At 34.0% G+C, this 26716-nt stretch carries 19 protein-coding genes; 4 read left to right on the top strand and 15 right to left on the bottom strand.

The features are described 5' to 3' along the window. Position 1: 1 nt before the first annotated feature. From ACFSJT_RS00225 to ACFSJT_RS00170, 12 genes are all read right to left on the bottom strand, one after another. On the bottom strand, positions 2 to 1282 hold the full coding sequence (locus ACFSJT_RS00225; RefSeq protein ID WP_378318154.1) for a beta-ketoacyl-[acyl-carrier-protein] synthase family protein: 1281 nt from the start codon (positions 1280 to 1282) through the stop codon (positions 2 to 4). Further along, positions 1272 to 2171 carry an alpha/beta hydrolase fold domain-containing protein gene (locus ACFSJT_RS00220; protein WP_378318153.1) on the bottom strand — a complete coding sequence of 300 codons (900 nt, stop codon included), beginning with the start codon at positions 2169 to 2171 and terminating at the stop codon, positions 1272 to 1274. The genes ACFSJT_RS00225 and ACFSJT_RS00220 overlap by 11 nt, the downstream gene beginning before the upstream one ends. Continuing rightward, positions 2168 to 2617 (bottom strand): 3-hydroxyacyl-ACP dehydratase FabZ family protein, encoded by a 450-nt coding sequence (locus tag ACFSJT_RS00215; protein ID WP_378318152.1) that lies wholly within the window; start codon positions 2615 to 2617, stop codon positions 2168 to 2170. The genes ACFSJT_RS00220 and ACFSJT_RS00215 overlap by 4 nt, the downstream gene beginning before the upstream one ends. Before the next feature lie 12 nt (positions 2618 to 2629). Further along, entirely contained in the window at positions 2630 to 3109 is a 480-nt protein-coding gene (locus tag ACFSJT_RS00210) for a hypothetical protein (protein ID WP_378318151.1), read from the bottom strand. A 115-nt stretch (positions 3110 to 3224) separates the two neighbouring features. Continuing rightward, complete coding sequence (locus ACFSJT_RS00205; protein WP_378318150.1) at positions 3225 to 4016, bottom strand: SDR family oxidoreductase; 792 nt, start codon at positions 4014 to 4016, stop codon at positions 3225 to 3227. A gap of 31 nt (positions 4017 to 4047) precedes the next feature. Continuing rightward, complete coding sequence (locus ACFSJT_RS00200; protein ID WP_378318149.1) at positions 4048 to 5100, bottom strand: type III polyketide synthase; 1053 nt, start codon at positions 5098 to 5100, stop codon at positions 4048 to 4050. Between the two features lie 18 nt (positions 5101 to 5118). Continuing rightward, positions 5119 to 5838, bottom strand: a complete 720-nt coding sequence (locus tag ACFSJT_RS00195) for a methyltransferase domain-containing protein (protein ID WP_378318148.1) — start codon at positions 5836 to 5838, stop codon at positions 5119 to 5121. Then, on the bottom strand, positions 5832 to 6962 hold the full coding sequence (locus ACFSJT_RS00190) for an NAD(P)/FAD-dependent oxidoreductase (protein ID WP_378318147.1): 1131 nt from the start codon (positions 6960 to 6962) through the stop codon (positions 5832 to 5834). The genes ACFSJT_RS00195 and ACFSJT_RS00190 overlap by 7 nt, the downstream gene beginning before the upstream one ends. An 80-nt stretch (positions 6963 to 7042) precedes the next feature. Then, on the bottom strand, positions 7043 to 7735 hold the full coding sequence (locus ACFSJT_RS00185; protein ID WP_378318146.1) for a YiaD family glycine zipper/OmpA-like lipoprotein: 693 nt from the start codon (positions 7733 to 7735) through the stop codon (positions 7043 to 7045). A gap of 17 nt (positions 7736 to 7752) precedes the next feature. Then, positions 7753 to 8232, bottom strand: coding sequence for a lipocalin family protein (locus ACFSJT_RS00180; protein WP_378318145.1), 480 nt, complete (start codon positions 8230 to 8232; stop codon positions 7753 to 7755). Positions 8233 to 8455: 223 nt separating this feature from the next. Beyond that, entirely contained in the window at positions 8456 to 9781 is a 1326-nt protein-coding gene (locus tag ACFSJT_RS00175) for an MFS transporter (protein ID WP_378318144.1), read from the bottom strand. Between the two features lie 87 nt (positions 9782 to 9868). Next, positions 9869 to 10690 carry a M48 family metallopeptidase gene (locus ACFSJT_RS00170; protein ID WP_378318143.1) on the bottom strand — a complete coding sequence of 274 codons (822 nt, stop codon included), beginning with the start codon at positions 10688 to 10690 and terminating at the stop codon, positions 9869 to 9871. A 424-nt stretch (positions 10691 to 11114) separates the two neighbouring features. On the opposite strand from ACFSJT_RS00170, the gene ACFSJT_RS00165 reads away from it, so the two are divergent. The 4 genes from ACFSJT_RS00165 to ACFSJT_RS00150 are packed head-to-tail and all read left to right on the top strand — an operon-like array spanning position 11115 to position 20489. After that, a complete protein-coding gene (locus ACFSJT_RS00165; protein ID WP_378318142.1) occupies positions 11115 to 14009 on the top strand; it encodes a caspase family protein in 2895 nt (964 codons plus the stop codon). Then, positions 13996 to 14829: a gasdermin gene (locus ACFSJT_RS00160; RefSeq protein WP_378318141.1), complete on the top strand. Its 834-nt coding sequence runs from the start codon at positions 13996 to 13998 to the stop codon at positions 14827 to 14829. The genes ACFSJT_RS00165 and ACFSJT_RS00160 overlap by 14 nt, the downstream gene beginning before the upstream one ends. A gap of 18 nt (positions 14830 to 14847) precedes the next feature. Then, positions 14848 to 16614, top strand: coding sequence for a hypothetical protein (locus tag ACFSJT_RS00155; RefSeq protein WP_378318140.1), 1767 nt, complete (start codon positions 14848 to 14850; stop codon positions 16612 to 16614). A 2-nt stretch (positions 16615 to 16616) separates the two neighbouring features. Then, the gene (locus ACFSJT_RS00150) at positions 16617 to 20489 is read left to right on the top strand and encodes an nSTAND1 domain-containing NTPase (RefSeq protein ID WP_378318139.1); all 3873 of its coding nucleotides are present in this window, start codon (positions 16617 to 16619) and stop codon (positions 20487 to 20489) included. A gap of 72 nt (positions 20490 to 20561) precedes the next feature. Here ACFSJT_RS00150 and ACFSJT_RS00145 read toward each other — a convergent pair whose 3' ends face one another. The 3 genes from ACFSJT_RS00145 to ACFSJT_RS00135 all read right to left on the bottom strand — a co-directional run bounded on the left by ACFSJT_RS00145 (position 20562) and on the right by ACFSJT_RS00135 (position 26716). Then, the gene (locus ACFSJT_RS00145; protein WP_378318138.1) at positions 20562 to 22964 is read right to left on the bottom strand and encodes a glycoside hydrolase family 31 protein; all 2403 of its coding nucleotides are present in this window, start codon (positions 22962 to 22964) and stop codon (positions 20562 to 20564) included. Between the two features lie 200 nt (positions 22965 to 23164). After that, positions 23165 to 25075, bottom strand: coding sequence for a 1,4-alpha-glucan branching protein GlgB (gene glgB / locus ACFSJT_RS00140; RefSeq protein WP_378318137.1), 1911 nt, complete (start codon positions 25073 to 25075; stop codon positions 23165 to 23167). Between the two features lie 9 nt (positions 25076 to 25084). After that, positions 25085 to 26716, bottom strand: a complete 1632-nt coding sequence (locus ACFSJT_RS00135) for a phosphotransferase (protein WP_378318136.1) — start codon at positions 26714 to 26716, stop codon at positions 25085 to 25087.

Genomic DNA, 26716 nt, shown 5'->3' with positions numbered 1-26716 from the left:
TTTAAATCGAATTATATTTTTTAAAGATAACACAAGCATTTACATCTCCAAATCCAAAACTTGCTTTTGCTATGATATTTGCAGAAAAATCAAATGTTTTTGTCGGTACTCGATCCCTATTTATCTGAGATTGGATTTCAGGATGCAAATCTTCACAGTTAATGTTTCCAAAAATAAAGCCTTCATTAATTTGTAAAATGGTAGCAACACTTTCTATACTTCCGGAAGCCGCCAAACAATGTCCAACTAAGCTTTTAAGTGAATTAATGTATGGAAAATCAGTTTCTTTTCGATCGAGGGCTTCACACCAATTTTTAATTTCGGTCGGATCTTTGGTAGTTGCGGTTAAGTGACCATTAATGGCATCAATGTCATTGGCATGTATTCCAGAAGTATTGATCGCATTTTTAATACATTGTTGAACGGCTTCACTGTTTGGGGCTGTCATACTACCTCCATTACGTTGTCCGCCGCTATTTACATGTCCGCCCAAGATTTCAGCATAAATCTTAGCACCACGTTTTTGAGCACTATCCAGACTTTCGACGACCAGGGCCCCTGCTCCACTTCCTGGTACAAAACCACTTGCAGTTGCACTCATTGGCCGTGAGGCCTTAGTGGGGTTGTCATTATATTTATAGGGTAGAATACGCATTGCATCAAATCCGCCCCATACATAAGGCCCACTATCACTAGTACTGCCAGCGAGAATAATCTCTGCGTTACCAGCGGCAATTCTATCATAGGCCATTAAAATAGCCTCTGTACCTGTACTACAAGCCGAAGAGTTTGTGGTGACCACGTTTCCGCATCCTAGCATTCCCCCCAAAAAAGCACTAATACCACTGGCCATAGTTTGAATAACGGTAGTGCTACCCAATCTTCTCACGTTACCTTCGTCTACTTTATAAATGGCCTCACGAAACTTATCAACACCCAAAATTCCAGTACCAAAAATTACTCCTGCATCCCATAGAGGTACTTCTGAATCATTAATACATAACCCTGCATCTTTCCATGCATCCATACCGGCAATGACGCCGTATTCCATTCCGGATGCCTTTAAACCTCGTAACTGAATTTTATTGAAGTAATTGTTTAAGTAATTTTCATTATAATTCGGTAAACCAGCAATTTGACAAGAAAATTTTAGATTCTTCAATTCTTCAACACCTCGTATTCCGCTAGTCCCGTTGATGATAGATTCTTTAAATTTTGAAACGTTCGTTCCATTAGGAGCCATTACTCCCAAACCTGTAATTACTACGCGTCTATTCTTCATTTACAGCTTCATTGATAATAGAAATTATTTTGTGCATTGCTTTCTTCGCCTCGGGCATGAATGGTAAAAATGGCCAAATATGGGGCATGTCTTCTCCCAAAATCACTTCAATTTTTCCACCATTATCTTTAACTTTATTGATAAATAATTTTTGATCTGGCATTAGAATATCATTTGTGGCCATGAATAGATAGATCTTCGGAAAGTTGACAAAAGAACCATAGAGTGGAGAGATCAAAGGATCTTTTAAAGAAAAATCCCCTGCACACATTTTTTTTGCAGAATGAACCCCTTTAAAACTCAGTATTGGATCTAAGGGATCGATATCTTTTATTGCAGTATTGGTAAGACTCGCGTCCATCAAAGGTGTAATAAGAATTAATAGATTAGGAGTCTCAGCATTATCTCTTACCAAGCCCTGAGTTAAAGAGGTCAAAAGATTACCACCTACAGAATCCCCAATCATAATAATCTTTGAAGGGTCATACTCTTTGACCGCATGATTATAAACCTCACATATATTTTTAGTAATTTTTTGAATATTGTTTTCTGGTGCTTTAGGATAGTCAATTAACCATGCTTTCGTATGTGTTTCTCGTACCATCTTTGATACGGCATTCCAATGATGTTTGGTAGGGCCATAAATAAATGCGCCGCCATGACAAAATAATATAAGATACTCTGTTTTTATTACTTTAGGAATGATTGTAGTGATATTGCATTCATTAATCTCCCTGGTTTCAACTTCATTACCAAATAGATTAGATTTGTTCGGAATTCTTAAATCTTGCTTCCTTTTTTTTATATAATCGATTGGATCCTGTGACCAGGATTGCTTTTCTTTTTTCAGTTTCAGTACCAGTTTGACCAAAGAATATCCAAAACTCATGATTCGTCTTTGTTTTGAAATGCAATTCCGGCAACCACCCCTTTTGCCACGATGACCTCTTTAGTATTATACATCACTACATTGCATTTGAGTTTATTAAATCTAAAATAAACCTTTTCTGCTTTCACAATAACTTTTTCACCAGGAAAAACGGGTTTGTAAAAATTTACTTCGCTACTGGTCATAGCTACGCTCCATTGTTCCTGATCCCAGGCATCTCTAAGAAGGTGTATCCCAAAACAAGCCATTCCGATTTGCGCCATACATTCTGTTAGAATTACCCCGGGAGTGATAGGATTATCCTTAAAGTGTCCTTCATAGAAATATTCATCTTTTAAAAAAGTATAACTTCCAACGATATGATTGTCATCAAGTTCTAAAATCTCATCGACAAACAAAAAAGGTTTTGCATACGGTAACTTTTCTATGATATCTTTTCTAATCAATGTACTGATAATTTAAAATGCACATCCACTTGGTAAAGGAGGCGTTGTCTCCAATTGCATAGCAAAAGTCTTATCCAAGGTGCTTTCTCTAAAACCTTCGGCTACGTTACCTTTAAAGACTTTTTCTCCATAACCATTTGTGTTCATATGAGCCCGAACATAGACTATTTGATCTTTTTTGATGGCAACCGGACCTCCGGATCTCACAAAAGGTTGTTCGTTGATATGACTATACGCTAAAATTCTTCTATATATTAAGTTTCCTTCTTCTGAAATTATCTCCCACCAATTGGCATACTGATTACATCCTGTATCCGGACTTTTAATTCCTATGCTAAAAGAATAATTGTTCTCTTCACCTGTAGTCGTAACACTTACAATCTCTGCAGAAACATCTGTATCGAGAGGGGTATGCTCTGCAGTACTATTATCGTCTTTACAAGAGATTGTATTGACCACAAAGGAAAGACAAAAAATGAAAAAGGTTTTCATGTGTTTATTTTATTATTTTCCAAGGTTACATGCGACCTTTGATGATCAAAATAATCATTTTACTTTATATCTAAATAATTATTTTATCATGTTGGTTTCTTTGGTTTTAAAATTTTTAATTTAAGTGCTCTCCTCCATTTACGGGTAGTATACAGCCATTAATCCAGGATGCTTCATCTTTACATAATAAATATACTACATTCGCTACATCTTTTGGGGTTGTAATACGATTAAAAGGATTACGTTCTATGCTATGTGCAATAATTTTTTCATGTCCGGGTATCATTCGCAAAGATTTTGTATCTACCGCCCCAGGTTGTAAACAATTAGCTTTGATTCCGTAAGGGGCAAATTCTAGGGCTATACTTCTTGTTATGGCTTCCAGAGCCACTTTGGCAGCCGATACTGCCGCATAATTTTTCCAGGCTTTGGTATTACCTTCACTGGTAAAAGAAATCACTCTTGCATCCTGAGCAAAAAAATTAGCTTCGAAAACAGATTTCACCCAATCATAAAGACTAATAGCCATAGCATCTATAGTTAAATGAAAATCATCATTTTTTAACACATGCTCTGCACTAGTCATAGGTTTCAAATTACCTTTGGCAATACTATGGATTAAAGTCTTTATTTTTCCTTTCTCAATACCTTTATCAATGTGTGATACAATCTCTTGTCGTTTTTCTGATTTCAGCAAATCAGTGTTATACGATAGAAATTTAACCCCCATATTTTTAATTTCAAGGAAATCCTTCTCGATTTGATGTAATTCACTTTTGCGATCCCGGTGGATTACTATGATGTTCATACCGTGTTCTGCTAATTTTTTTGCAGAAGCTAATCCCAAACCGGTGCTCCCCCCGAGTACAAGTGCCCACTCATTTTTATTATCAAAATCTTTACTCATAAACTCATAATGTAGTTTCTTTTATTTGGTTTTACCACTCCAGCAATATTCGCTGTGCAGAAAATCCGGGTCCAAAACTAAGCATCAATCCAGTTTCTCCCGGTGCCGGATTTCTATTCATAAAACGTTCTAGAACGTATAATACAGTAGCGCTGCTCATATTTCCATACTCTAACAAAACGGCCTTGGTATCCTCAATATTTTTACCCAAATGAGTAAAAAGCTCTTCAACAGTTTGTACGATTTTTTTTCCTCCAGGATGAAAAATAAGATGATCTACGTCTTCAATTGTTTTATCATATTTTTTTAAAAATGGATGGATCACTTTTGGAAAATGCGCTGCTATTTTTGCTGGAACTTCTTGATCCAGTACCATTTGCAACCCTCCATTTGTTAGGTTGAAGCCCATCATAGTAGTTGCATCATAGAAATGGTACATTTCATCTCCTATAATTCTTGGTCCTACGGCATCTTCTTCAGAAGACAGAAGTGTGCAAGCGGCTCCATCCCCAAAAATTGCTGCACTCACCATATTGGTCATGCTGTAATCATCTAACTGAAACGTGGCAGTTGGTGATTCGATAGCAATAACAGCAGCTCTTTTGCCGGGATTTGATTGCAGAAAATTTCTTGCATAAATAATTCCGGAAACTCCAGCTGCGCAACCCATTTCTGTAACAGGAAGTCTTATGATATTCTGCCTTAAATTAAGATCATTGATTAAATAAGCATCCAGAGAAGGTATCATAATACCTGTACAACTTACGGTAATGATATAATCTAAAGATTTTGCATCCCATCCCGATTGGTACAATGCCTTTTTTAAAACAGCAGTGCCTAATTTCTTGACCTCTCGTATATAAATGTCATTTTTTTCTTTGAAAGAGGTTGCTGTAAACACTTCCTCTATACTCATAATCCCGTAGCGTTTATCTACGGCAGCATTTTCAAATATTTTAAGGACTTTACGTCTAAAACGATCTTCCTGACCTGATAACCATTGAGAAACGAAGGGTAATATTTCTTTAGTCTCGCGTACATATTGTGGCAGTTCCTTGGCCACCGTGGTAATTTTTACCTCCAAATTTTTCTACTTTTTTATTTAAACATGACTGGTTTCGACAATCCATCGATATCGGAAAGCCCATTTCCAGTCGATTCGATATTTTTTTAAACCGAGTGCTTCGGTATAGTCTATTAACTCCCTTTTTTTAAACCCTCTCTTGATAGAGATCAAACCATCATTTTTTGCAACCTTCCCTTTAATAAAAAAGAAACTGAATATTTTAAAAAGATAGTAGGCTAACTGGCTTCTATGAAGATCGTTGATCACGACTCCTATTTTTGCCAGTTCTACAGACTTTTTCATAACGCTTTTAATTTCTTGGCAAGTGAGGTGATGCAAAGTCAACGTACAGATGATCACATCACAAAAAAACTCTGAGGTTTCAATGTCTAAAAGGTTCAATTTAGAATATGTAATTTCTGGATATGATTTACTTAATTTTTTTGCATAAGATAAGCTTTTCTCATTCAAATCAACACCTATAAGTTTTACTTTTATATTTTTTCTTCTAAACGATTTTGCAAGTGCTCTTAACATTTCTCCATCACCACACCCCAAATCAAGTATGGTGAATTCTTCTTTTTGATGTTGCCCTTCTATCAGCTCATGAACAGCATTTATAGTGATACTATTTCCTCCCAGCATTCGATTTACTCTGGAGAGATCAGACAAGGCCGTTTTTAAAGAAGTATCGGCTATCTTTGGGTCATCCATAAGTTCTGGTTCATTGCTTCTATGTTCTAAGTTGATTAGCATACTATAGGTTTTCCGTGTGTTTGTTTAATAATTTTAGGGACAATGGCAGGTAATGCATCAGCAATTGCATATGATGCTTTTTGCAAATTTTTGTTCAACAGTACTTTTTGAAGTATCCTTCCTGTATATAATCTTTTGGAAAAAGAAGAGTTCCATTGTTTTATATATTGATTTTCAATCTCTTTTCTAGAGAGTTTTGCATTATTATTAGCATTAGCTATTATTAATTCACATAATATTTGTGAACTTTTTATGGCCATTGCCATGCCATTACCGCAAAGCGGATGAATTAACCCTGCAGCATCGCCTAACATGAATATGTGATCTTCAACTGGTTTTTTCTTATCAAAATTTACCTGACTTATCGTAATGGGTTTATCAAAAATTAATTCAGCTTCCTTAAAAAAATCAAGCAAATATGGGTTCTTACACATTACCTTTTCCTGAAAAGTATTGATATCTCTATATTTTTTGAAGCTGTCATAATTGACCAAATAACATGCATTTACCAAATTATTTTCGACTTTTGAAAGCCCGCAATAACCACCTTTAAAATTGTGAAGTGCAACCATATTTGTTTCAAAACTCGCTTTATAGTGTGCTTTTACCGCTAACCATGGTGACTTTTTAAAACTGAAACCTCTCTTCAAGGCTTTATCCAGGACAGAACGCTTTCCAAAAGCGCCAATGACATAATCACTGGTTAACCATTTATTGCTGTTGGTTTTAATCTGAAATTGATTATCATCAAACTGCACATCAAGGGCTTGATCATTTATGAGGTGTACCCCCATCGCTTCGGCCTTTTGCCATAGATAGTGGTCCAAGGTATATCTACTAATCCCAAAACCGCCTAGTGGTAATTTACTATGAATAGTGTTTCCGTTCTGAGTACTTATTATGAATTCTGAAATTTCAACTGGTTGTAAGCTTTCAAGATCAATTCCTAAATAATTGAAATAGGGTAACACCTCATTAGAAATATACTCACCGCATACTTTATGTTTTGGATATGTGTCTTTTTCAATAAGTGTAACAGGAATATTTGCTTTTGCAAGATGAATTGCAGAAGTTAATCCAGCCAAGCCCCCGCCGATGATGACTATGTGTGAATGAGAATTCATTATATGAAGATACGTAAAATTAAAGCATAAAAAAATCCCGAATAGGTATATCGGGATTTTAATTTTATATCAAAATAAAACTATTGCTTCACTTGATTTTGAGCGTCACGTTTCATTTTTTCGTTCGCAACAATACCTAGCTCTACTCTTCTGTTTTTAGCTCTTCCTTCTGCGGTAGAATTATCATATTTTGGAAGTGTTTCGCCGTGGGCATAAGTAGTAAGTCTACTTCTGCTAATCCCCTGCGACACCAAATATTCAGTCACTGCATTTGCTCTTTTTTGTGATAATGTCATATTATAACTATCATCACCAGTACTATCGGTATGTCCTTCTACAATGATATTAGTATCGGGATATTCTTTAAATATACCCGCCAGTTTATTAAGATTGGCCTGTGACTTTGCATTAATGTTTGATTTATTTGTAGCAAAATACACCCCACTATTCTCATCAAAAACAACATCAATACCCTCACCTACTCTTGTTACTTCTGCTCCTGGTATTTCTGATTCAATTTTTTGTGCTTGTTTATCCATTTGTTTACCGATCACACCTCCGGCAACTCCTCCTACTACTCCACCGATTACGGCACCAAGTGCAGAATTTTTCTTTTTTACGTTGTTCCCGATGATTCCACCAATAACTGCTCCGGCAGCGGTACCAATTACGGCTCCTTTTTGAGTATTATTTGCATTTTTTGTAGCCTCACAGCTTGATAAAACTAGTACTGCCATTAATGCAATTCCTATATTTTTTATTACTTGCTTCATTATGTATAGATTTGTATTTATTGTAGTTTATTGAAATTCATAGTAATAACAAAAGGTTTTCCCTCTAAACTCACCGTCATGGCCCAAGTCATTGTAGTGTCATCCAGATGTTTTAAAGCCATTCTATAACCAGCATTGTTATTTGTACTTTTTTTCTTCTCATTAATAGGCTTGAACAAAAAGTAATATTCACCGTCTGATTCTGGTTTGGGAATCGTAAATCTAAAATTACGCGCTCCTGTGGAAATACAATCGCTTCTATCGATCATATACATTCCTGTATTATTGTTAGGAATAAATTTCCAAGTACTTCCTGTAAAACATTCTGCAGAAGCGTCGTCGTATAGATTTACATCAAATATACCACTACGATCGTAAGTGATATTATCCAAGGACCACTCTCCTTTTAATGTTTTTTTTGCAGCAATAACCGTTTGTTGGGTAGTATTGCATGATGCCAGTAGAATAACCGCCAGCAGTAACGTAAGATTTTTCATTGTTGTTGGTTTTATTTGTAAAAATAATTAATATTAATAACGCTTCAAATATTATTATATTTCTATTAGAACTCAATCTTAAAAAGAAAATTAATACAAAGAATTAGATAAACGGCTTTTTTTATAGTTAAACTAAATTTAAATCCCTCAGCGCTAATAAGATTCAATAGTAAAGAAAAGCTGGAGCATTACTTACCTCATTCAGAATAATATTTATCTCTTATCAAAATCTGTTATTTTTTGGAACTCTAAAAAGTAACATAAGACCAATGATGAAGAACAAAATAAGGAACAAGATAGAATATCTTACACTTCCGGTCAATTGAGCAACGATACCATATGAAAACATACCAATAACGATTCCAATTTTTTCTGAAACATCATAAAAACTAAAGTAAGAAGCTGTATCAATTGCATCTTTTGGCAACAACTTTGAATATGTGGATCTAGAGAGTGCTTGTATCCCTCCCATGACTAGCCCAACAATAGCTGCTGCTATATAAAATTGAAATGGAGTTGTTATAGTATATGCATAAATACATATTCCGATCCATATTAAATTAATGGCAATGAGCGTTTTAATATTGCCAAATTTTGAAGACGCTCTGGAGGTTAAAATAGCTCCTGCAACCGCCACAAGCTGAATCAAAAGGATGCTAATAATTAGTCCTGTAGTAGGGTTTTGTTCTCCCCAATCTAATTCTTCAATACCAAAATACGTAGCAATTAGCATTATAGTCTGTACAGCCATGCTATACACAAAAAAAGCACTGAGATATCTTCGCAGTTTAATATTATTTTTTAGTGCCTTCCAAATCATTTTAAGCTCTTTAAAACCATTAAAAACCACCGCTTTGGTTAATACATCTTTCTTGTTCCCTTTTGGTAAATAGTAATATGTATACTGACTAAAACCAATCCACCAAACACCAACCATTACAAAAGACAACCGTGTAGGAGTACCTTCATCTTCGAAACCAAACCAATCAAACTTCAAGATCATGACAAGATTTACGATCAAAAGCAACACACTCCCGATATAGCCCATAGAAAATCCTTTGGCACTAATAGCATCTTGCTGTTCTGGAAAAGCAATATCGGGTAAATATGAGTTGTAAAACACTAAGCTGGCCCAGAAGCCAATTAAGGCTAAAAAATAACACAGTAGGCCAAACCAAAGGAATTCTAAAGAAAACCAATACAAACCGATACATGATATCGCCCCCAAATAGCAAAAGAATTTTAAGAAATTTTTCTTATTTCCCACATAATCGGCAATACCAGAAAGCAACGGACTTATTATCGATACTACTAAAAATGCCAATGCAGTGACATAGCTAATTAAAGAATCGTTATTGAAATCATATCCTAAAAACCTTACGGTATCGTTTATAATGTTGTCTTGATCATCCCTTAAAATAGTCAAGGCTCCCCAAAAAATTGGAAAAACAGCCGAAGAAATAGTTAAGTTATATACCGAATTTGCCCAATCATAGAAAGCCCAGGCATTTAACAATTTTTTATGGCCTTTGGGTAATACTTTACTCATAAAACAAAAATTAAAAAAGCTGTTCTGATTTTTTCAGAACAGCTTCTAAAATAGGTATAATCTTTTTAACGGATATAAACTTTACAATTATTTAAAAGTGGTAACTCCAAATTTTTTGGCTTCAGCCCTTGCCGCCGAAGCCCAAGCAGTAAGATTAGCTATACGCGTGTCACTAGAAGGGTGTGTACTCAAAAATTCTGGTGGTGCTTGTCCTCCACTATTTGCTTTCATACGTCTCCAAAGATTCGCGGCTTCGTCTGGATTGTATCCTGCAATGGCCATCAATTGTAATCCAATGCGATCTGCTTCTGTTTCATGACTTCTACTAAAAGGCAACATTACTCCTAATTGGCTTCCTAAACCAAATGCGGTACCAATTATTTGCTGGGTTTCCTCACTTTTATTTTGAACGGCCACAGAGGTCGCGACACCTGCAACTTGCTGTAACTGCGCAGCGCTCATTCGTTGTTGTCCGTGATTGGCCAATGCATGCGCTACCTCATGCCCCATAATAGCTGCTACTCCTGTCTCATTTTTGGCAATAGGCATTATGCCTGTATAAAATACAATTTTACCTCCTGGCATACACCATGCGTTTACCGTTTCATCTTTTACTAAGTTATACTCCCATCTGTAATCATCAAGGTATCCTTGATAACCATTTGCATTAAGCCAACGTTCAGAGGCTTTTGCTATTTTTTGCCCCACTCTGGTAATCATCTCTGCTTCAGAGGTGCCTTTGACCACTTTATTTTCACTTAAAAACTGATTATATTGCTGAAATGCCATTGGTAATATCTGCGAATTAGATACTAATGCCAAAGTTTTCTTTCCTGTAAAGGGATTAGTTTTACAGGATACAAATAATACAATCCCAAAAACTAATACTATTATATTTTTATATTTCATGATATGAATGGATAAATGAATTTATTGAGGCTTAAAATTACGAAAATCATGAATCTATTTTAATAATATTGACTTTTAATTTGACTCAATCCATAATTAGCAAGAACCATACTTGTTGTAGAAGGAATATCTATTTTCTATAGGGATGCATTAACAATAGTAGTAGTAAAAAGGGGGTTTTGCCCTGGGATTTTAGGGGTAATTTCTTTTAAAAGATATTATATATTTCACTAATTTCATTTTGATTAAAAGTAATAAGTTATTTTATTGAAAATCAGCATAGTACTCACTTGTTTTTAAAGTAATAAAAAGTTATATTTAAATACCCCTATTTTTTCTCAACATATAGCGTTATCTAACGTATTCACAGCTATTGGTTTATTAATTGCATCGTCGATATTTATTAATAAAAGAGTATACGATTATGAACCTTTACACATTACTTGTCGGAATAAATGAATATGAGCTTTACCCTTTACAACAATGTGTTAGTGATGTAAATAAGGTTGAAACGTATTTAAATACACTTAATACCTCGTATGATGCTATTTTCATTAAAAAACTTACAGATGAAAAAGCCACCAAATCAGGCATTCTGAATATAATAAATAACTTCCTTACTAAAGCAAATGATAATGATGTTGTCTTGTTTTATTATAGTGGGCATGGCGCCTTAGAGGAGAGTTTAAGTAGGTTTAGCGATGTTCATTCGGGCTTAATAGAATGTCTTGTATGCTACAGTCAGGAAGATAAAAATAAAACGTCATTTCTATTAGCAGATAAAGAACTGCGATATATATTTTCAAAATTTAAAAATGAGCCACACTTAGTAACTGTCTTTGATTGTTGCCACTCTGGCGATATTGTAAGGTCACTTAGCACTGTAAAAAATAATGATTCGAGACAACGAAAACTGAGTAGTGTATTTCCACCAAGAGCCTATGAAGATTTTATATTCTCTAATGAGATTAAGGAGGGAGATCTTAAATCAAAAAAAGTAACTTCTTTGATCCCTTATAAAAACTCAATACATCTTTCTGCTTGTCTGTCTTCAGAATCATCCTGGGAAGATGCAAAAGGAGGTGTGTTTACTCGATACCTATTACAGCTCTTACAAGCAAAAAACAGTAAGATAAGCTATCTTGATATTACGAAATGGGCAAAAATCAGCTTAAAAGATATAACTAACAAAAAACAAACTCCCACGCTAAGTGTTCAGGGTAAAGGAAAGATAGATCACTATTGTTCCTGGCTTAATCTTACACCTAAACAATCATACATTGATCAAGGTAAGATTCTTTTTAATAATAGAAATGGATGGTATTATAATAAAGGACAATTATTCGGAATTAAAAAAGGGTCTGAAATAACGATAAAAATAGATCAAATCAAATCTATACCTACTAAGATTACAGAAGTTAATCTTGAAGATTCGTTGATACAGGATCCAATCGAGAACGGTGTTTTATTAGATTTCACCCAATCGTATGCTGTAGAAACCGAAACCATCTTTGACTCTTTACGTATTCATATTTGTGATTTGGATAAAGACCAAAATGCCAAACAACAAATCACAAAAGTTATACAGGGTACACCAAGAATATTACTATCCACAGCTAGTGAAGCTTCTTTCTTTGTCACAATTTTTAATCAAACAGCATACATAACCTTGCCAGATGATGTATATCGCCCCCTGGCCGTTCAGGTTGATCTTTTAGCAACTTCAAAAGAAGAACTAGACCAAAGATTATCAAATCAACTAGAGTCTCTTTTAAAATGGAATTATTATAATACGTTGGAAAACCCGGAAGGAGGTTTTTCTGAAATACCCATAAAGGTTGAAATTCGTGTAAACGATAACTCAAACTGGTCGGATATAACGAATACAAATCATGAACTTGTTACGATTGAAAATAGCTTAACAAGAAATAATGAATATTATCAAAAGTATCAGATCAAAGTTTCAAATATTTCAAAGCAAGAGATTTTTGTTACTGCATTGTTATTAGGTTCTGATCTGGCAATTTCTTCGGATCCTCTGGATCATCAAACCAAACAATTAAAACCAGGAGAATCTATTATGTTCTATGAACATAGTAGTGCTCCTTATGCCGGTTGGTCTTTAGACTCTTATAAAGAGATTTATAATTGGAAGTATGACTGGCTTATCTATAAGTTTATCGTAAATGATAAAGAAGATATTACTCCTTCTATACCTGGTATGAACCAGGTAGGGCTAACACCGCCAATGACACATTACGGAAATTTAATGGGCCACGGAGCAATCTCTGATTTTTTACCCGATAAAACAAAATGGGCGGTCTTTACATCTTCCTTACAGCTTATTAACCCAAATTATAATACTATAGGTAGTAAAATTATTGATAATTGGAAATGGTATTCAAATCATGAGATTGTAGCGCCGTTTATTAATTTTTTATACACTAAACCTGAACAGAAAGGCTTTGCGATAGATACCAAAGTAAAATCTTCTACCACCTTAAAAGAAGTAAAAACCAAAGATGTATCTGGATTACTGATTAAATTAGGAAATCATTTGGATGATAAACGTCGATATCGCAGGTTTAAAAAATCCAAAAGACTATTTCCCGAATTACCGGTTATTGTTGCCGAAGGAGATTCCTGGTTCTTATTTCCGTTTTTGGTCAAGGATACACTGGATTATGTTATGGAAAAATATCCTTTACGTAGTATCGCTGCGGCAGGAGATGAAATACAAAATTATAGAGAGAGTAGACAACTTCTTAAAGAAATAGAAAAAGAACGACCAAAATATGTCTTGATCAGTGGAGGCGGAAACGATATTATTGGGCCTGAAATTGTGAACATTCTTAAAAACGGAATGCCCTCAGGTCTTCAACCTTCAGAATACTTGAATAGCACCTATACTCAAAAAACAAAAGATATAGAAGGTACCTATAATTACTTTTTTAATCGAATTCACGAGTTTGATTTTGTAGAGCAAGTTTTCGTACACGGGTATGATTATGTTCGTGCAGATCATCATCATAAAACGATTAAAAATGGTTGGGTCAATAAATATCTGATCGAAAAAGGAATTATAACAATAGAAGACCGGTCTAATGTAATACAATACTTAATCGATAGGTTTAATCAATTACTAAAAGAAATAACAGATAAACATAAAAACGCTACATACATTGATATGCGAACTTTGGTAAAAAAGAACGAATGGTACGATGAAATTCATCCTAATGATAAAGGCTTTGCCAAAATAGGACAAAAATTTTTAGAAGCAATTAACCAATTAGAATATATACATTATGAGAATATGTAAAAATGACATTACAGATCAAATTAGAGATTTGTTTGACGCCAACCCGCTTAGAGTACCTGAGGCCAGAATACAACCCATGTGCATGTTAGAGGTACAAAACCAGAAGCCCAAATACTTGGGAGAATTCAGATTTTTGGTTAAAGATGGCTTTAAACATTCAATAGAAATACAAACAGCACCGGTATCTCAAGTATCCAATGTAAAAACCAAAAAAATCGATTTCAAAATGGGATTTGACATCTTAGGTAATTTTATTAAGGCTTTTGGACTTGATCCTGCCGCCATTGGAGCATCAGTTAAGGGCTCTAAGAAAATGTCTTTTTCCTTTGGAAACGTAGTTAGAAAATACGTAGACACTTTGGAACTTGGACATATCCTGGTGGCTAATGATATCAAAGGAGACCCCGATAATATTTTTATCGAAGACATCACAAATAATAAAGAAGTGAATTTAGCTCTAATTACAGATATTCTTACCAGTACAGATTTTTCACTTTCGACCTATAAGGATAACACTACCGAAGCAGAAATTAATATTCCATTGATTCAAGAATATATATCAAATGTAGATACAAACTTAACTGTAGAGAAGGTATCTGAGAATGAAGTTAAATTTAAAGGGAAAACTCCCCTAACCTATGCTTTCTCATGTGTTGAGATCAATATTGATCCAGAAACCGGAAAATTTTCGAGAGGCAAATGGCTCGATAATATACGATCTGTTAAAAAAGGAGTTGCAGCACCAAAAACAGAGAAGATTGAAATACCTAAATTAATGCTGGATGATAACCAGGCTAATCCACTATTGATTGACTTTTAGAACCAAAAACCCCACACAATGAAAGAATATTTTGTAGGCATATTTGAAAATGATATACAGGCTCCATTGAATAGCTTGGATGATGAACGCAAAGCCATTGATGTTTTGCTACTCAAACATAAAGAATTATTTAGAAAAGAAATTATTCCTAACGAAGGTATCGATGGGTTTATCAGTAAGGTGCAATTACTTACGAATGATATGACAATATTTCATTTTAGTGGACATCACGATGATGGTGATCAGGCTATTAAATTAAGTGATGAAATATTTAATGACAAAGGACTTATTGAGATCCTTAACAATTCTCCGAAACTAAAAATGGTCTTTATTAACGGATGCTCTACTCAAAAAATAGTTGATGCACTTCATAATGTGCCTATTGTTATTGGAACAACTACTCCGGTTTATGATCACTTTGCTTATTCATTGTCTACCCGTTTTTATGAATTGTTGCTCAATTCACAGGATAATATTAATGACTCAAAAAAAATAGATGATGTTTTTAAACAGGCAAAAGGTTTTTTACAGGGACATTATAAAGGACCCAAAGATGAGGAAAGAGGTGCTGGTGCTGCAGATGATTTTGATATAAAAATAAATAATTATCTATTTAAGATAAACAGGGAAATTGAGCAGTGGCACACCAATCCAGACACTTTTCCTGTAAAAAAGAACTTTCGTGAACTTATCGATGAAATTAAACTCAAAGAAAACTTAAAAGAAGACCTTTACAAGTACTATCCATATTTTCTATGTATTCATTTAGAAATACTGTCAGACTTTAATGATATCAACAATAGTGTTTACCAGGAATTAACAAAAGAACGATATTGGGTAATACGAAGTATGTTTAAAGAGTTTTTGAACTTTCTGAAATTTTCTGCATACTCTATCATTTGGTCAATATCGAAAGAAAATTCAGATTTTAAAGAAAAGCTTAGTGGGGAACTAAAAGAAATACTTAGAGAAAATCTTGAGATAGGATGGGAATCTCATGTACAGGATAAAATTTCGGAAGATTTATTTTTTATATATAACAGTATTCCAGATGATTATCTTAAAAAAAATGCTCTTTGGAAAGAGTTAAAGACTTGTGTTATACAAAGTCGCAATTTGTTTAAGGAGGTTTCTGATTTCTTTTCTGCGCATCTTGAACACAATGAAGATAGCAAACATGAATATATTAAAACCGAGTTTTATCTAGAGAAATTCATTAGAAATTTTACGTTTTTAAGAACATTGGGAATCGAATCCATCTACGATGTTTTTTATAATCAGTTTAAATATGATAATCAGCGCTCTTATATTATCAACAGATCTTACTATCCTATCAATAAAAGGCCAACCGCAATAGATGATAAAAAGAACATTATTTTTGAAGTAAAAGACAACCAATCTGCTCTCGATATTGATGTTCATTCTGTTTACATCTGTACTGTTAATGCTAAAGATGGTTTACCCAAAAGAGAATTAAACTTATCTCCGTTTTATCTTGATGTAAATTCTACTTCAATAGCAAAAGATAAAATAAAACTATATTATCTGGATCGATATTCTGAAGCTACCGATAAATTAATTTATAAAGAAGTTATTAATGCCCGAATAGACAAGGATAATTATATAGATGGGAGAAAATTGGGCGAAGAAATTGAAGTGCCACTAGATGAAGATATGATTTTAGCACTTTACAAAGAAGGGAAAAAAGATATTATCGAAATCGAAGAAAAGAAAAAAATACGGGATCATTTCGAATACATTAAAAATTTAATCGCGCATTCGTAACCATGTTAGACACAAAGATAAAATCTCCTTTCAAATTTCTTGATTCATACAGGAAAAAAGATATCGATAGCTACTTTGGAAGAGATAAAGAAAGTTTAGAGTTGTTTGAATTATATAAAGATTCAACAATAATGATTCTGCATGGTCCATCTGGTTCTGGTAAGACCAGTCTCATCTACTGTGGGCTATTAAATAAGATCAGAAAAGACAAAGAAGTAATTAGCATAAGAAGAGATAGTAACCTTATTGATTCTATTAAAAGAAAACTTTTTTCAGATGATACCAATAGTGATGTTATCGAACAACCGCTACAACTAATTGACGAGTTTTTTTCTCATCATTCAGAGCTTCATCGCATACTTGGCTCTCTAGACCATACTGAAGGAATGATGCTGGATATTGAAGAGGAAATAATTCGACTCAAAAGAAAAAGCAAATCCAAATTATCTTCAGAATCATCACAAGACAATCAATCTTCTAAAGAATTTAAAGATTCACAACTCATTATTCAAAAAAATAAAGAACGCCTAACTGAATTTATTGATGAAAGAAAAAATCTTTTGGAAGAATTAAGGGTTAAAAACAAGGAAGTTAACAAGATTTCAGATAAAATACATGATTATTTCATGTACAAAAAGAATAAGAATTCGAGCTCTGCATATAATCCCCTTGTCATTTTTGATCAGTTTGAAGAGCTTTTTGTCTACGGAAATAAAGAAGAAATCAATAAATTCGGACTTTTCTTAAAACTTATTTTTGATTATAAGATTCCTTTTAATATCATCATATCGCTACGAGAAGAATACTTTGGGTATCTAGATCAATTGCAATCTTATATCCCCTATATTTTTTACAAAAAAATACGATTGGCTCATCCAAATGAAGATGTCGTAAAAAATATTATTGAAAAGTCTTTCAAAGAATTCAACATTAATCAAGTAGGTGATTATACCAAAGAAGAACTACCGGATAAAGAAAAACAAAAAAGGATAGCGCTCATTCTTGATCAAATCAAAATAAAAAATAATGAAAGCACCAGTTACCACCTTCCTTTTCTCCAAGTCTATCTGGATAGTATGTATAAAGTAGATTACCAAAGGACTTATGGAGAGAATCCCCAACAAGATAATGATAAATATCTACCTCTTGAGTTTAAAGAAAATGAAATACAGGAATTTGGCTCTATAGAACAAGTTTTAGAAAACTACATTCGTGAAGTTAATAATAAGATCATAAGAAATGCCAGTAACAAACTTAACAATAGGACAGAACATAAAGATAGTGTAATCAAATTTCTGAGGCATTTTAAAACCAACGACGATCTTAAAAAAAGAATACCTATACAGGTAGAAAAGGAAGATTTTTATGTGATTAACGATCGAAAACTATTAGATAAGATACAAACCGATATTTGGGGAGAGATTAACGATCAAGAATATAATGAGACCATCTCTGAGATCATTTACGAACTAAAACAAAAAGGAATCCTTCACTTAAGCAGTGATAAAAAAATTGGTGCAGACTATACAGAGTTAAGTCATGATATTATTGCAAAAATTATCAATAATATTAGAACCGAAGATGATTTTAGATCCCTAATCAAAAAGGATTTTATCTCTTCCTTTGATATTTATCAAGATACACAACAAAAGGCAGATTTACTTACGACTCAACAGGTCGAGCGCATGAAACAGTGTCTCAATTATATCCTGGATGATGATCATATCGAGCGGCTTCAAAAAAAACAACAATTTTTTGAGGCAAGTCTTGAAGAAAGTCAAAAAGAAGAACGTGAGAAGAAAAGACTGAAACGAAGGTTAAAACTATTTTTCTACTATCCTTTTATTATTACCTGTCTACTTGGACTTTCTGTGGCATTATATTTTCAAAATAAAGAATCAAATTTACTTAACAAACAATTATCTGATGAGCTCAATCTGAACGAACTGTCAATTAAAATTCATAAAGGAATTGGTTATGCCTTACGAGATTATAATGTAGATAAGACCAGTTCGTTTAATTATATCTTGGCTTGCGAGAGAATTCTCGAGCAAAATGAGAAATCCCTAGAGACAGATTCTACTTTTAATTTACTTTTTGAGTTTAAGAACGATCTTTATAAAGATTACAAAAAAACTCCTTTTTATCATAGCAGTATACAATTACCTGGAGATAATCCAATTAGAGCAACAAAAACCCGTAGATCTGTTACCAACGACTCTTTGCTTTATGTATTTGCCTTAACAAAATCAAATACTTTAATAGTAAATTCATTAGAATATAAGAAGAAAAATGCTACAAGTAATGCCATATTTACCCAAAAAAATATAATTGCATTTGAACCTTTTCAAAATGATGAGGGAGAATTGACGATTATGGTTGCAAAAAAGGTTTTTCAAAAAGACAGTGTTACGCTTGTACTACTTAATAGTGATGGTAATATTAAACCAGGTTTTAAAGAAATTCATATTCCCCAAGGATCATCTATAGATATCGAACATCAAAAAAATTATTCGTTCATAATAGGAGTCAATAATCTAATTAAAACGCTTAATATCAATATGGACAACAAAGATTACACTATAACAACTATTCAAAAACTTGATGGAAAAATCAGAAAAATAAAAACTTTTGATGATAACAAAAGTAATTATCTGGTTCTCTACGGTAGTAATCGTCTTTTTTTTAGCAATAGTTCACGATTAAAACACTATTATTTTAGAGACGCACTAAAACTTTCACCTACAGACAGTATTCATACATTTAAAATTAAAAGCAAAGATTCTATTTTATTAGGATTAAAAGGGAGAATTAAAGTGTTTAACCCTGATTCTATACTGGCGCATGATAACTTTATTCATGATGAACATATTAATACTATTGACATTAATAAGAAAGGACAAATGTTGATTGGGAGTAGTGATAATGGTGCAAACTTATGGAGTGCAGATAATATTTTACTAAAGCAATTTATAGGACATAGTAAGCCTATACAAAATGTTTCGTTTGTAAATAAAGACGAGGATTATATTATTACCAGTAGTGAGGATCAAACCATAAAAATATGGAATATTAAACCTATTTCTATTAACCATAGAGACTACCAAAAAGAGATTTCAAAAATCAGTTACTATAATGATACTACGATTAAGGTTACTTTTAAGAATAACAGAGATAGTATAAAATTTTTAACCACCAACTTTGAAGAAATTAACCTTACTGGACGAAAAGTTTTGAGAGAAACCGATAAAAAAGGACGTATTGTACTTGGAAATATCATCGAACCAAGAAAAAGACTCATAAATAAAAAAAATAAAACTGTGCTTTTACCACCTAGCGATAGCATCGATGTGGTCACCTACAGTAAACCTAAGGATAAATTGGCTGTGGCAGCCAAGGATAACATATATCTATACAATATTAATAACCTAAAAACAGATACCATATCTACCAGACACCAAGATAGAATTACCAAAGTAGAGTTTTCTTCAAATAGCGGCCATATTGTCTCTGGAAGTAGGGATAATAAGGCAAGAGTTTGGAAATTTGATAAAGAATCAAATTCATACAGTCTTTTGCAAACAATGGCATCTCATACAGGAGATATAGAGGATGTAGGATTTCATAAGGACAGTCTTCTGTTAACTGCCAGCAGTGATAATACAGTACAGATCTATCGTAAAAAAGATAATAGATTCATACAAATTCCTAGTGTTATTCGCCACAAGTATCCTATAAAGGCAGCGACTTTTTCTAACGACGGCAGATATATAATTTCTGGTGATATCAAAGGAAACCTTAAAAAATGGGATTTTAGACGCTTTGATCAGGAAATAGAAAAAAGAACTATGAAAATGGATAAGGATATTAATTAGCAGGCTACTAAAACTAAGAAAATCCCTGGTTTCTTATCAAGAAACCAGGGATGAAATTAAAATATGGTCATATTATCCTACAATATGCAGCTCGGTAAAATCTTTACGAACCACTATTGTATTTTCTTTTTTATCGAATTGAATACTTTCTAAAGGAACAACTTCATTATCTATTTCTATCTCTTTGATAGTAAAAGGAAGTCCTATCAACTCGATCCTCATGGTTTCATATTCTGTGATGTAACTTCCGTTTTTATGCTGTTGAATAATGACTTCATTTTCTTTACCCGTAAAAGAAAAACTTCGCAAACTATATCTTCCTTTGGCATAGTCATATCCATCTTGAGCATCTTCGTACACTTTTGAAACTTCTTTGTTTCCTAGCTTATAGTATACCTCTAATTGTAGCGTTTCAATCGTTTTTTCTCCTACATATTGTTGAATAGGGTACTTGGGAATTATTGCGCCTTCCTTTATGAACAGCGGAATGATATCTAAATCTGCATCTACCCATTGTTCCATTCCGCCTTTTACATACTCGCGAGTCCAGTAGTTGTACCAATTCCCTCGCGGAATATACATTCTTCTACCTTTAGAATTTGGTTCTTGAACGGGACAAACCAATATTTGGTTTCCAAAAACAAACTCATCTGTTCTATAGTGCGTCTGCGGGTCGGTTTGATCAAATAATACTAAGGGTTTCAACATGGGTATCCCTTCTTCTGCATACTCCCAAAACATAGTATACAAGTAAGGCAATAATTGATAGCGTAGCTCAACGAATTTACGAGTTACATCTACCACTTCTTCACCAAAAGTCCAAGGTTCTTGATTGCCATGATCTCCAGACGAATGTGTACGACAAAACGGATGGAAAACTCCGAGTTGTATCCATCTTGCGTATAATTCTCCTGTTGGATGTTCTGCAAAACCACCAATATCACTCCCCGTGAAAGACATACCACTCATGCTCATACGTTGTGCCTGAATATTGGCTATCCAAAGATGTTCCCAGGTGGCCACATTATCTCCAGTCCATGAGGAAGTATAACGTTGGGCACCAGAATATGCAGATCTGGTAATGATAAAAGGACGTTTAGGATATGCAAATCGTTTTACTCCTTCATAGGTAGCTCTTGCCATCTGCGTACCATAGATATTATGTGCTTTTCTATGACTACAAGGGTTGCCATCATAATTATGTCGAACATCGTTAGGGAATGTTTTCTCAGGGACTTCCATTACCGCGGGTTCGTTCATATCATTCCAAACTCCCTTCACTCCTATTTCATCAATAATTTCTTTAAACAACCCAGACCACCATTCTCGTACTTCAGGATTTGTAAAATCGGGGAAATAACACTCTCCAGGCCATACTTTTCCACGCATATAGGGACCATCAGCACGTTTACAAAAGTAATCCTTATCCATTGCTTCTTTGTAAACCCAATACTCATCATCTATCTTTATTCCCGGATCTATGATTACAACGGTTTTAAAACCATCCTCAGCCAACTCTGCTACCATACGTTTTGGGTCGGGAAAGTATTCTTTACTCCATGTAAAACATCTAAATCCTTCCATATAATCGATATCAAGATAGATGGCGTCGCATGGTATTTGTAGTTCTCTAAATTTGCTAGTTACCTCTTTTACTTTACTCTCTGGATAATAACTCCATTTACATTGGTGATATCCTAATGCCCACAAAGGCGGTAACTCTGGTTTTCCGGTTAAATCAGTATAACGAGTAATAACATCCTGCATATTTGGTCCATAGAAGAAGTAATAATTCATTTCTCCTCCCTGAGCCCAAAAACTAGTTACATTACGACGTTCCTGGCAAAAATCAAAGAATGTTCTAAATGTGTTATCAAAAAAAATTCCGTAAGCTCTTTCTTCATACATCCCGATATAAAAAGGAACACTTTTGTATAAAGGATCTTGGTCTTTACCAAATGCATATTGATCGGTAGCCCAATTCTCTATGCGTTTACCTTTAAGGTTAAGGTGCATGGGTTTATCTCCCAAGCCATAATAGCACTCTCCTTGTGGAGCAGATTTACTCATCTTTACAATGTTACCACCATACTCATAACTTTGCTCCCAATGAAATCCCCAATCATCTTTACAAATTACATTTCCGTGTAAATCATAAATAGCGGTATTAAGATTATTTTTACCAATAATTATTTCTACCCTAGAGGTAATAATAGCATAATGAGCCGCATGTTCTTCGACCTCTAGTTTACTATACCCTCTTGCCCCATCTTCACTAATGGCATAAGAAAAGTCTTTTTCAAAATTGTTATCGGTTGCATATCTAAAACGAATAACACTACCTCTGATTATAGTTACTTGAAGGATGACTCCGTTTTCGGTGGTGAAATTTATTTTATCTACATCTTGAGTAAAGGAAGTGATCTTTCCGGGAAACAAATTTCCTTTTTGCTCTAGTTCTGTATTTACGATCATATGTGTTACTTTTTCATTAAGACTTGGGATTGTAAAAGAACAATAACTTAATGAATTTAAAAACGATTTTTATTACTATTTATTAAGAAAAATTAACGAAAACGTTTGAGCTACAACGAATTAACAATTGTTTCTTTATCGGTGATTTAAAACCGATTGATTAGCAGATTCTTACCAGTTTTACTAAATTATCAAGATCGTTACTTTTTAATACTAAAGACGACAGCTCCCAATGGAGGAATACTAATTTCTGCTGAATTGGAACGATTGTTCCAATTTTTATCATCTATATGAATTTCTTTTTGATTTGAAAGTCCACTCCCACCATATTTAGTATCATCACTATTAAAGATTTGTACCAATTTTCCTTCACCTGGTAAACCAAGTCTATACTTTGTTCTTGGCACGGGCGTAAAATTACAAGCGATCACTAATGAGTTTTCCTTATCATTCCCTTTACGTATATAGGTAATCACAGAATTTTCTGAATCGTCATAACTAATCCATTCAAACCCAGCTGCACTAAACTGCTGTTCATATAAAGCTGGGTACTTTTTATATAACGTATTGAGATCTGTAACTAGAGCTTTAATCCCACTATGATAATCGTATTGAAGCAAATGCCAATCCAGACTTTGTTGAAAATTCCACTCTTCTCGTTGCCCGAACTCAGCTCCCATAAACAGTAGCTTTGTTCCTGGGTGCGTAAACATGTAACTATATAACAACCTTAGATTAGCGAATTGTTGCCACTCGTCACCTGGCATTCTACCAATGATACTTTTTTTACCATATACCACTTCGTCATGAGAAAGGGGTAACATAAAATTTTCAGTAAATGCATAAGTCATACTAAAAGTAAGATCATTTTGATGGTGTCTACGATAAATAGGCTCTTTAGATACGTACTGTAAAGTGTCATGCATCCATCCCATCATCCATTTCATTCCAAAACCAAGTCCACCCAGGTAAGTAGGTTTGGAAACCATGGGGAATGAAGTAGATTCTTCTGCTATGGTCTGTACATCAGGAAAACTTGCATATACCTCTTCATTCAGTTCCTTCATAAAAGTAATGGCTTCCAGGTTTTCTCTGCCTCCAAACATATTAGGTTCCCATTGTCCATCTTCACGAGAATAATCCAAGAAAAGCATAGATGCAACGGCATCTACACGTAATCCATCTGCATGATATTGGTCTAACCAAAATATAGCATTGCTAATGAGAAAACTTTTTATTTCGTTTCTTCCGTAATTGAAAATCAGACTTTTCCAATCGGGATGATATCCTTTTTTTTTATCGGGATGCTCATACAAGCAGGTTCCGTCAAAAAAACCTAATCCATGAGCATCTTCAGGAAAGTGTGAAGGCACCCAATCCAAAATTATACCGATATCATTTTGATGTAATTTATCAACCAGTAGCTTAAATTCTTCAGGATATCCAAAACGAGAAGTAGGTGCAAAATATCCGGTTAGTTGATATCCCCATGATGGATCATAAGGATATTCCATAATTGGCATGAGTTCTACATGGGTAAACTGCATTTCTTTGACATAAGAAACCAGTTCATCAGCTAGTTCGGTATACGAAAGCGACCTGTTTTCTTCTACTCTTTTTTTCCAGGAGCCCAAATGTACTTCATAAACAGAAAAAGGAGCGTCTATGGCATTATGCTTTTTACGTTTTTTCATCCAAGCGGTGTCCTGCCATTCATAGGTATTACCCCAGACTACTGATGCCGTTTTAGGTGGATGTTCACATCTTCTTGCATACGGATCTGCCTTCTCTGTTTTTATATCATTGTGATGAGATTGTATTTTATATTTATATACACTTCCTTTTCCTGCATCGGGTATAAAGCCCTCCCAAATCCCGGATTCGTCCCATCGCACGTTGAGTTGATGTTCTCCCTCGACCCAGAAATTAAAATCTCCTATTACAGAGACAGATTTTGCAGATGGAGCCCAAACAGCAAAGTAAGTACCTTCTACTCCATTTACAGTAGTTATATGAGAACCAAATTTTTCATATAAACGATAATGTGTTCCGGCTTTAAAAAGATTGATGTCAAATTCTGAAAAGAAACTGTGTGCAATTACCTTACTCATATTTTGGGTTTAGCTATTAATAATTTTTGAGATTCCTTTTAGAGGAATCACTGCCCATCTGGGTCTACTATTTAATTCGTATCCTAATTCGTAAACTGCTTTTTCAAGCAAACAATAATTTAGTATAAATTTTATTTCCTTTTTATACCCAATACTTAAGTTATGTGACTGAACGTATTTTACATATCGCCTAAGAAAGACCGCAACCATGTAGCTGTATAATACCTCGGCAAAATGAAATAACTCTTCCTTCGTATATCCAAAATCTTCTATGTTATTGAAGATCGTTGAGTATAATGCATAATTAAATGATCTAAAGAGTCCTGCAACGTCTTTTAAAGGAGGTTGTTTTACTTTACGATCTCTAATGGTACTCTCTGGTTCTCCCTCAAAATCAATGATATAAAAATCATGATCATTGACCAAGACTTGTCCTAAGTGAAAATCCCCATGGATACGTATTCGTTCTCCTTTTAATTTACTTTCATCAAAATCAAGTAATCGTTTACGAATATCCTTTTTCCGATCCAAAAATTCTTGTGCTAGTTCCAGGCGAAGACCTTCTAGCTTATGTAGGTTATTTTCTACTAAATTCACTCTATTTTCAAACTGGTAGATCAGTCTGTTTTTTAACCATACCGAATAATCATTGCTATAGATTTGTGGAGTAAATTGAGTATTTATCCTTTCTAATCCCAAAGCTACATGCATTTGAGCTGTACGTAAAGCTAACTGATCAATATCTTCAAAAAATGACATTGGGCAATAGTTCATGATCTCATCTGGGAGTATGCTAAGATCGATCTTGTCAAACATACCTATGGGCTGTACCTGGGTTATATCGGGATGTATTTCGTTTAGTTTTTTAAAAATATCCTTGAGTTGATCTAAAAAATACTCCCATGCATCTCCTTGATTTGGTACCAAACGCTGCATCAATGCCAGTGTGATCACATTCTTATCAGAAAACCTTAATGTTATACTACCACTATATTTAGGAGTATTTTTAAACACGTTTTTATCTGTAAGGTATTTGTTGATCTCATAATCCGGATTTTGATCTGTAAATATCCTTCTGAAGATTTTTAAAATATATTGATCATTAAAAATAATTGAGGTATTGCTTTGTTCTGCTCCTAAAAAGCAGGAAGAAATATATTCTGAATCTTTACACCCTCGTCCCCTTCTAAATTCTAAACCTTTGTACTTTGTCTTGGCACCTTCCAGAATTTTTTCAAAGATTTGTTTCCTGAAAGATTCTAAAAGCGTAGCGTCAACCAAGAATCCCTTTTTCTGATTCAGCTGAATTTTGGTGATAATATCCTCTTGAGAAAAATTCAGGTCTGTGACCAGCGCAATAGGGATAAAATAATTCTGTACAAAAGCTTCTCTGAAGTTTACCTCGAGCACCAGTCCATAAAATAGATCATTGTCATCTTGAATCTTAAAATGATCAATTAATTCAATATATTTTAAAGCACTTGCTTTCCCCCCATACCAGCGTTTTGTAATGATATAAGGCTCCAAAATATCTTCACACAGTTCTTCAACAAATTGAGGGTTCTTAAATAGTTCAGACCATTCTGAGGTATATATATATTCATCATTAAGGTCTTTTTTGGGTTTGCTTTCTGTCGTCAT

This window comes from Aquimarina celericrescens (assembly GCF_042682765.1).
Taxonomy (GTDB): Bacteria; Bacteroidota; Bacteroidia; order Flavobacteriales; family Flavobacteriaceae; genus Aquimarina; species Aquimarina celericrescens.
This window is presented reverse-complemented; position numbering and strand designations above follow the sequence as displayed.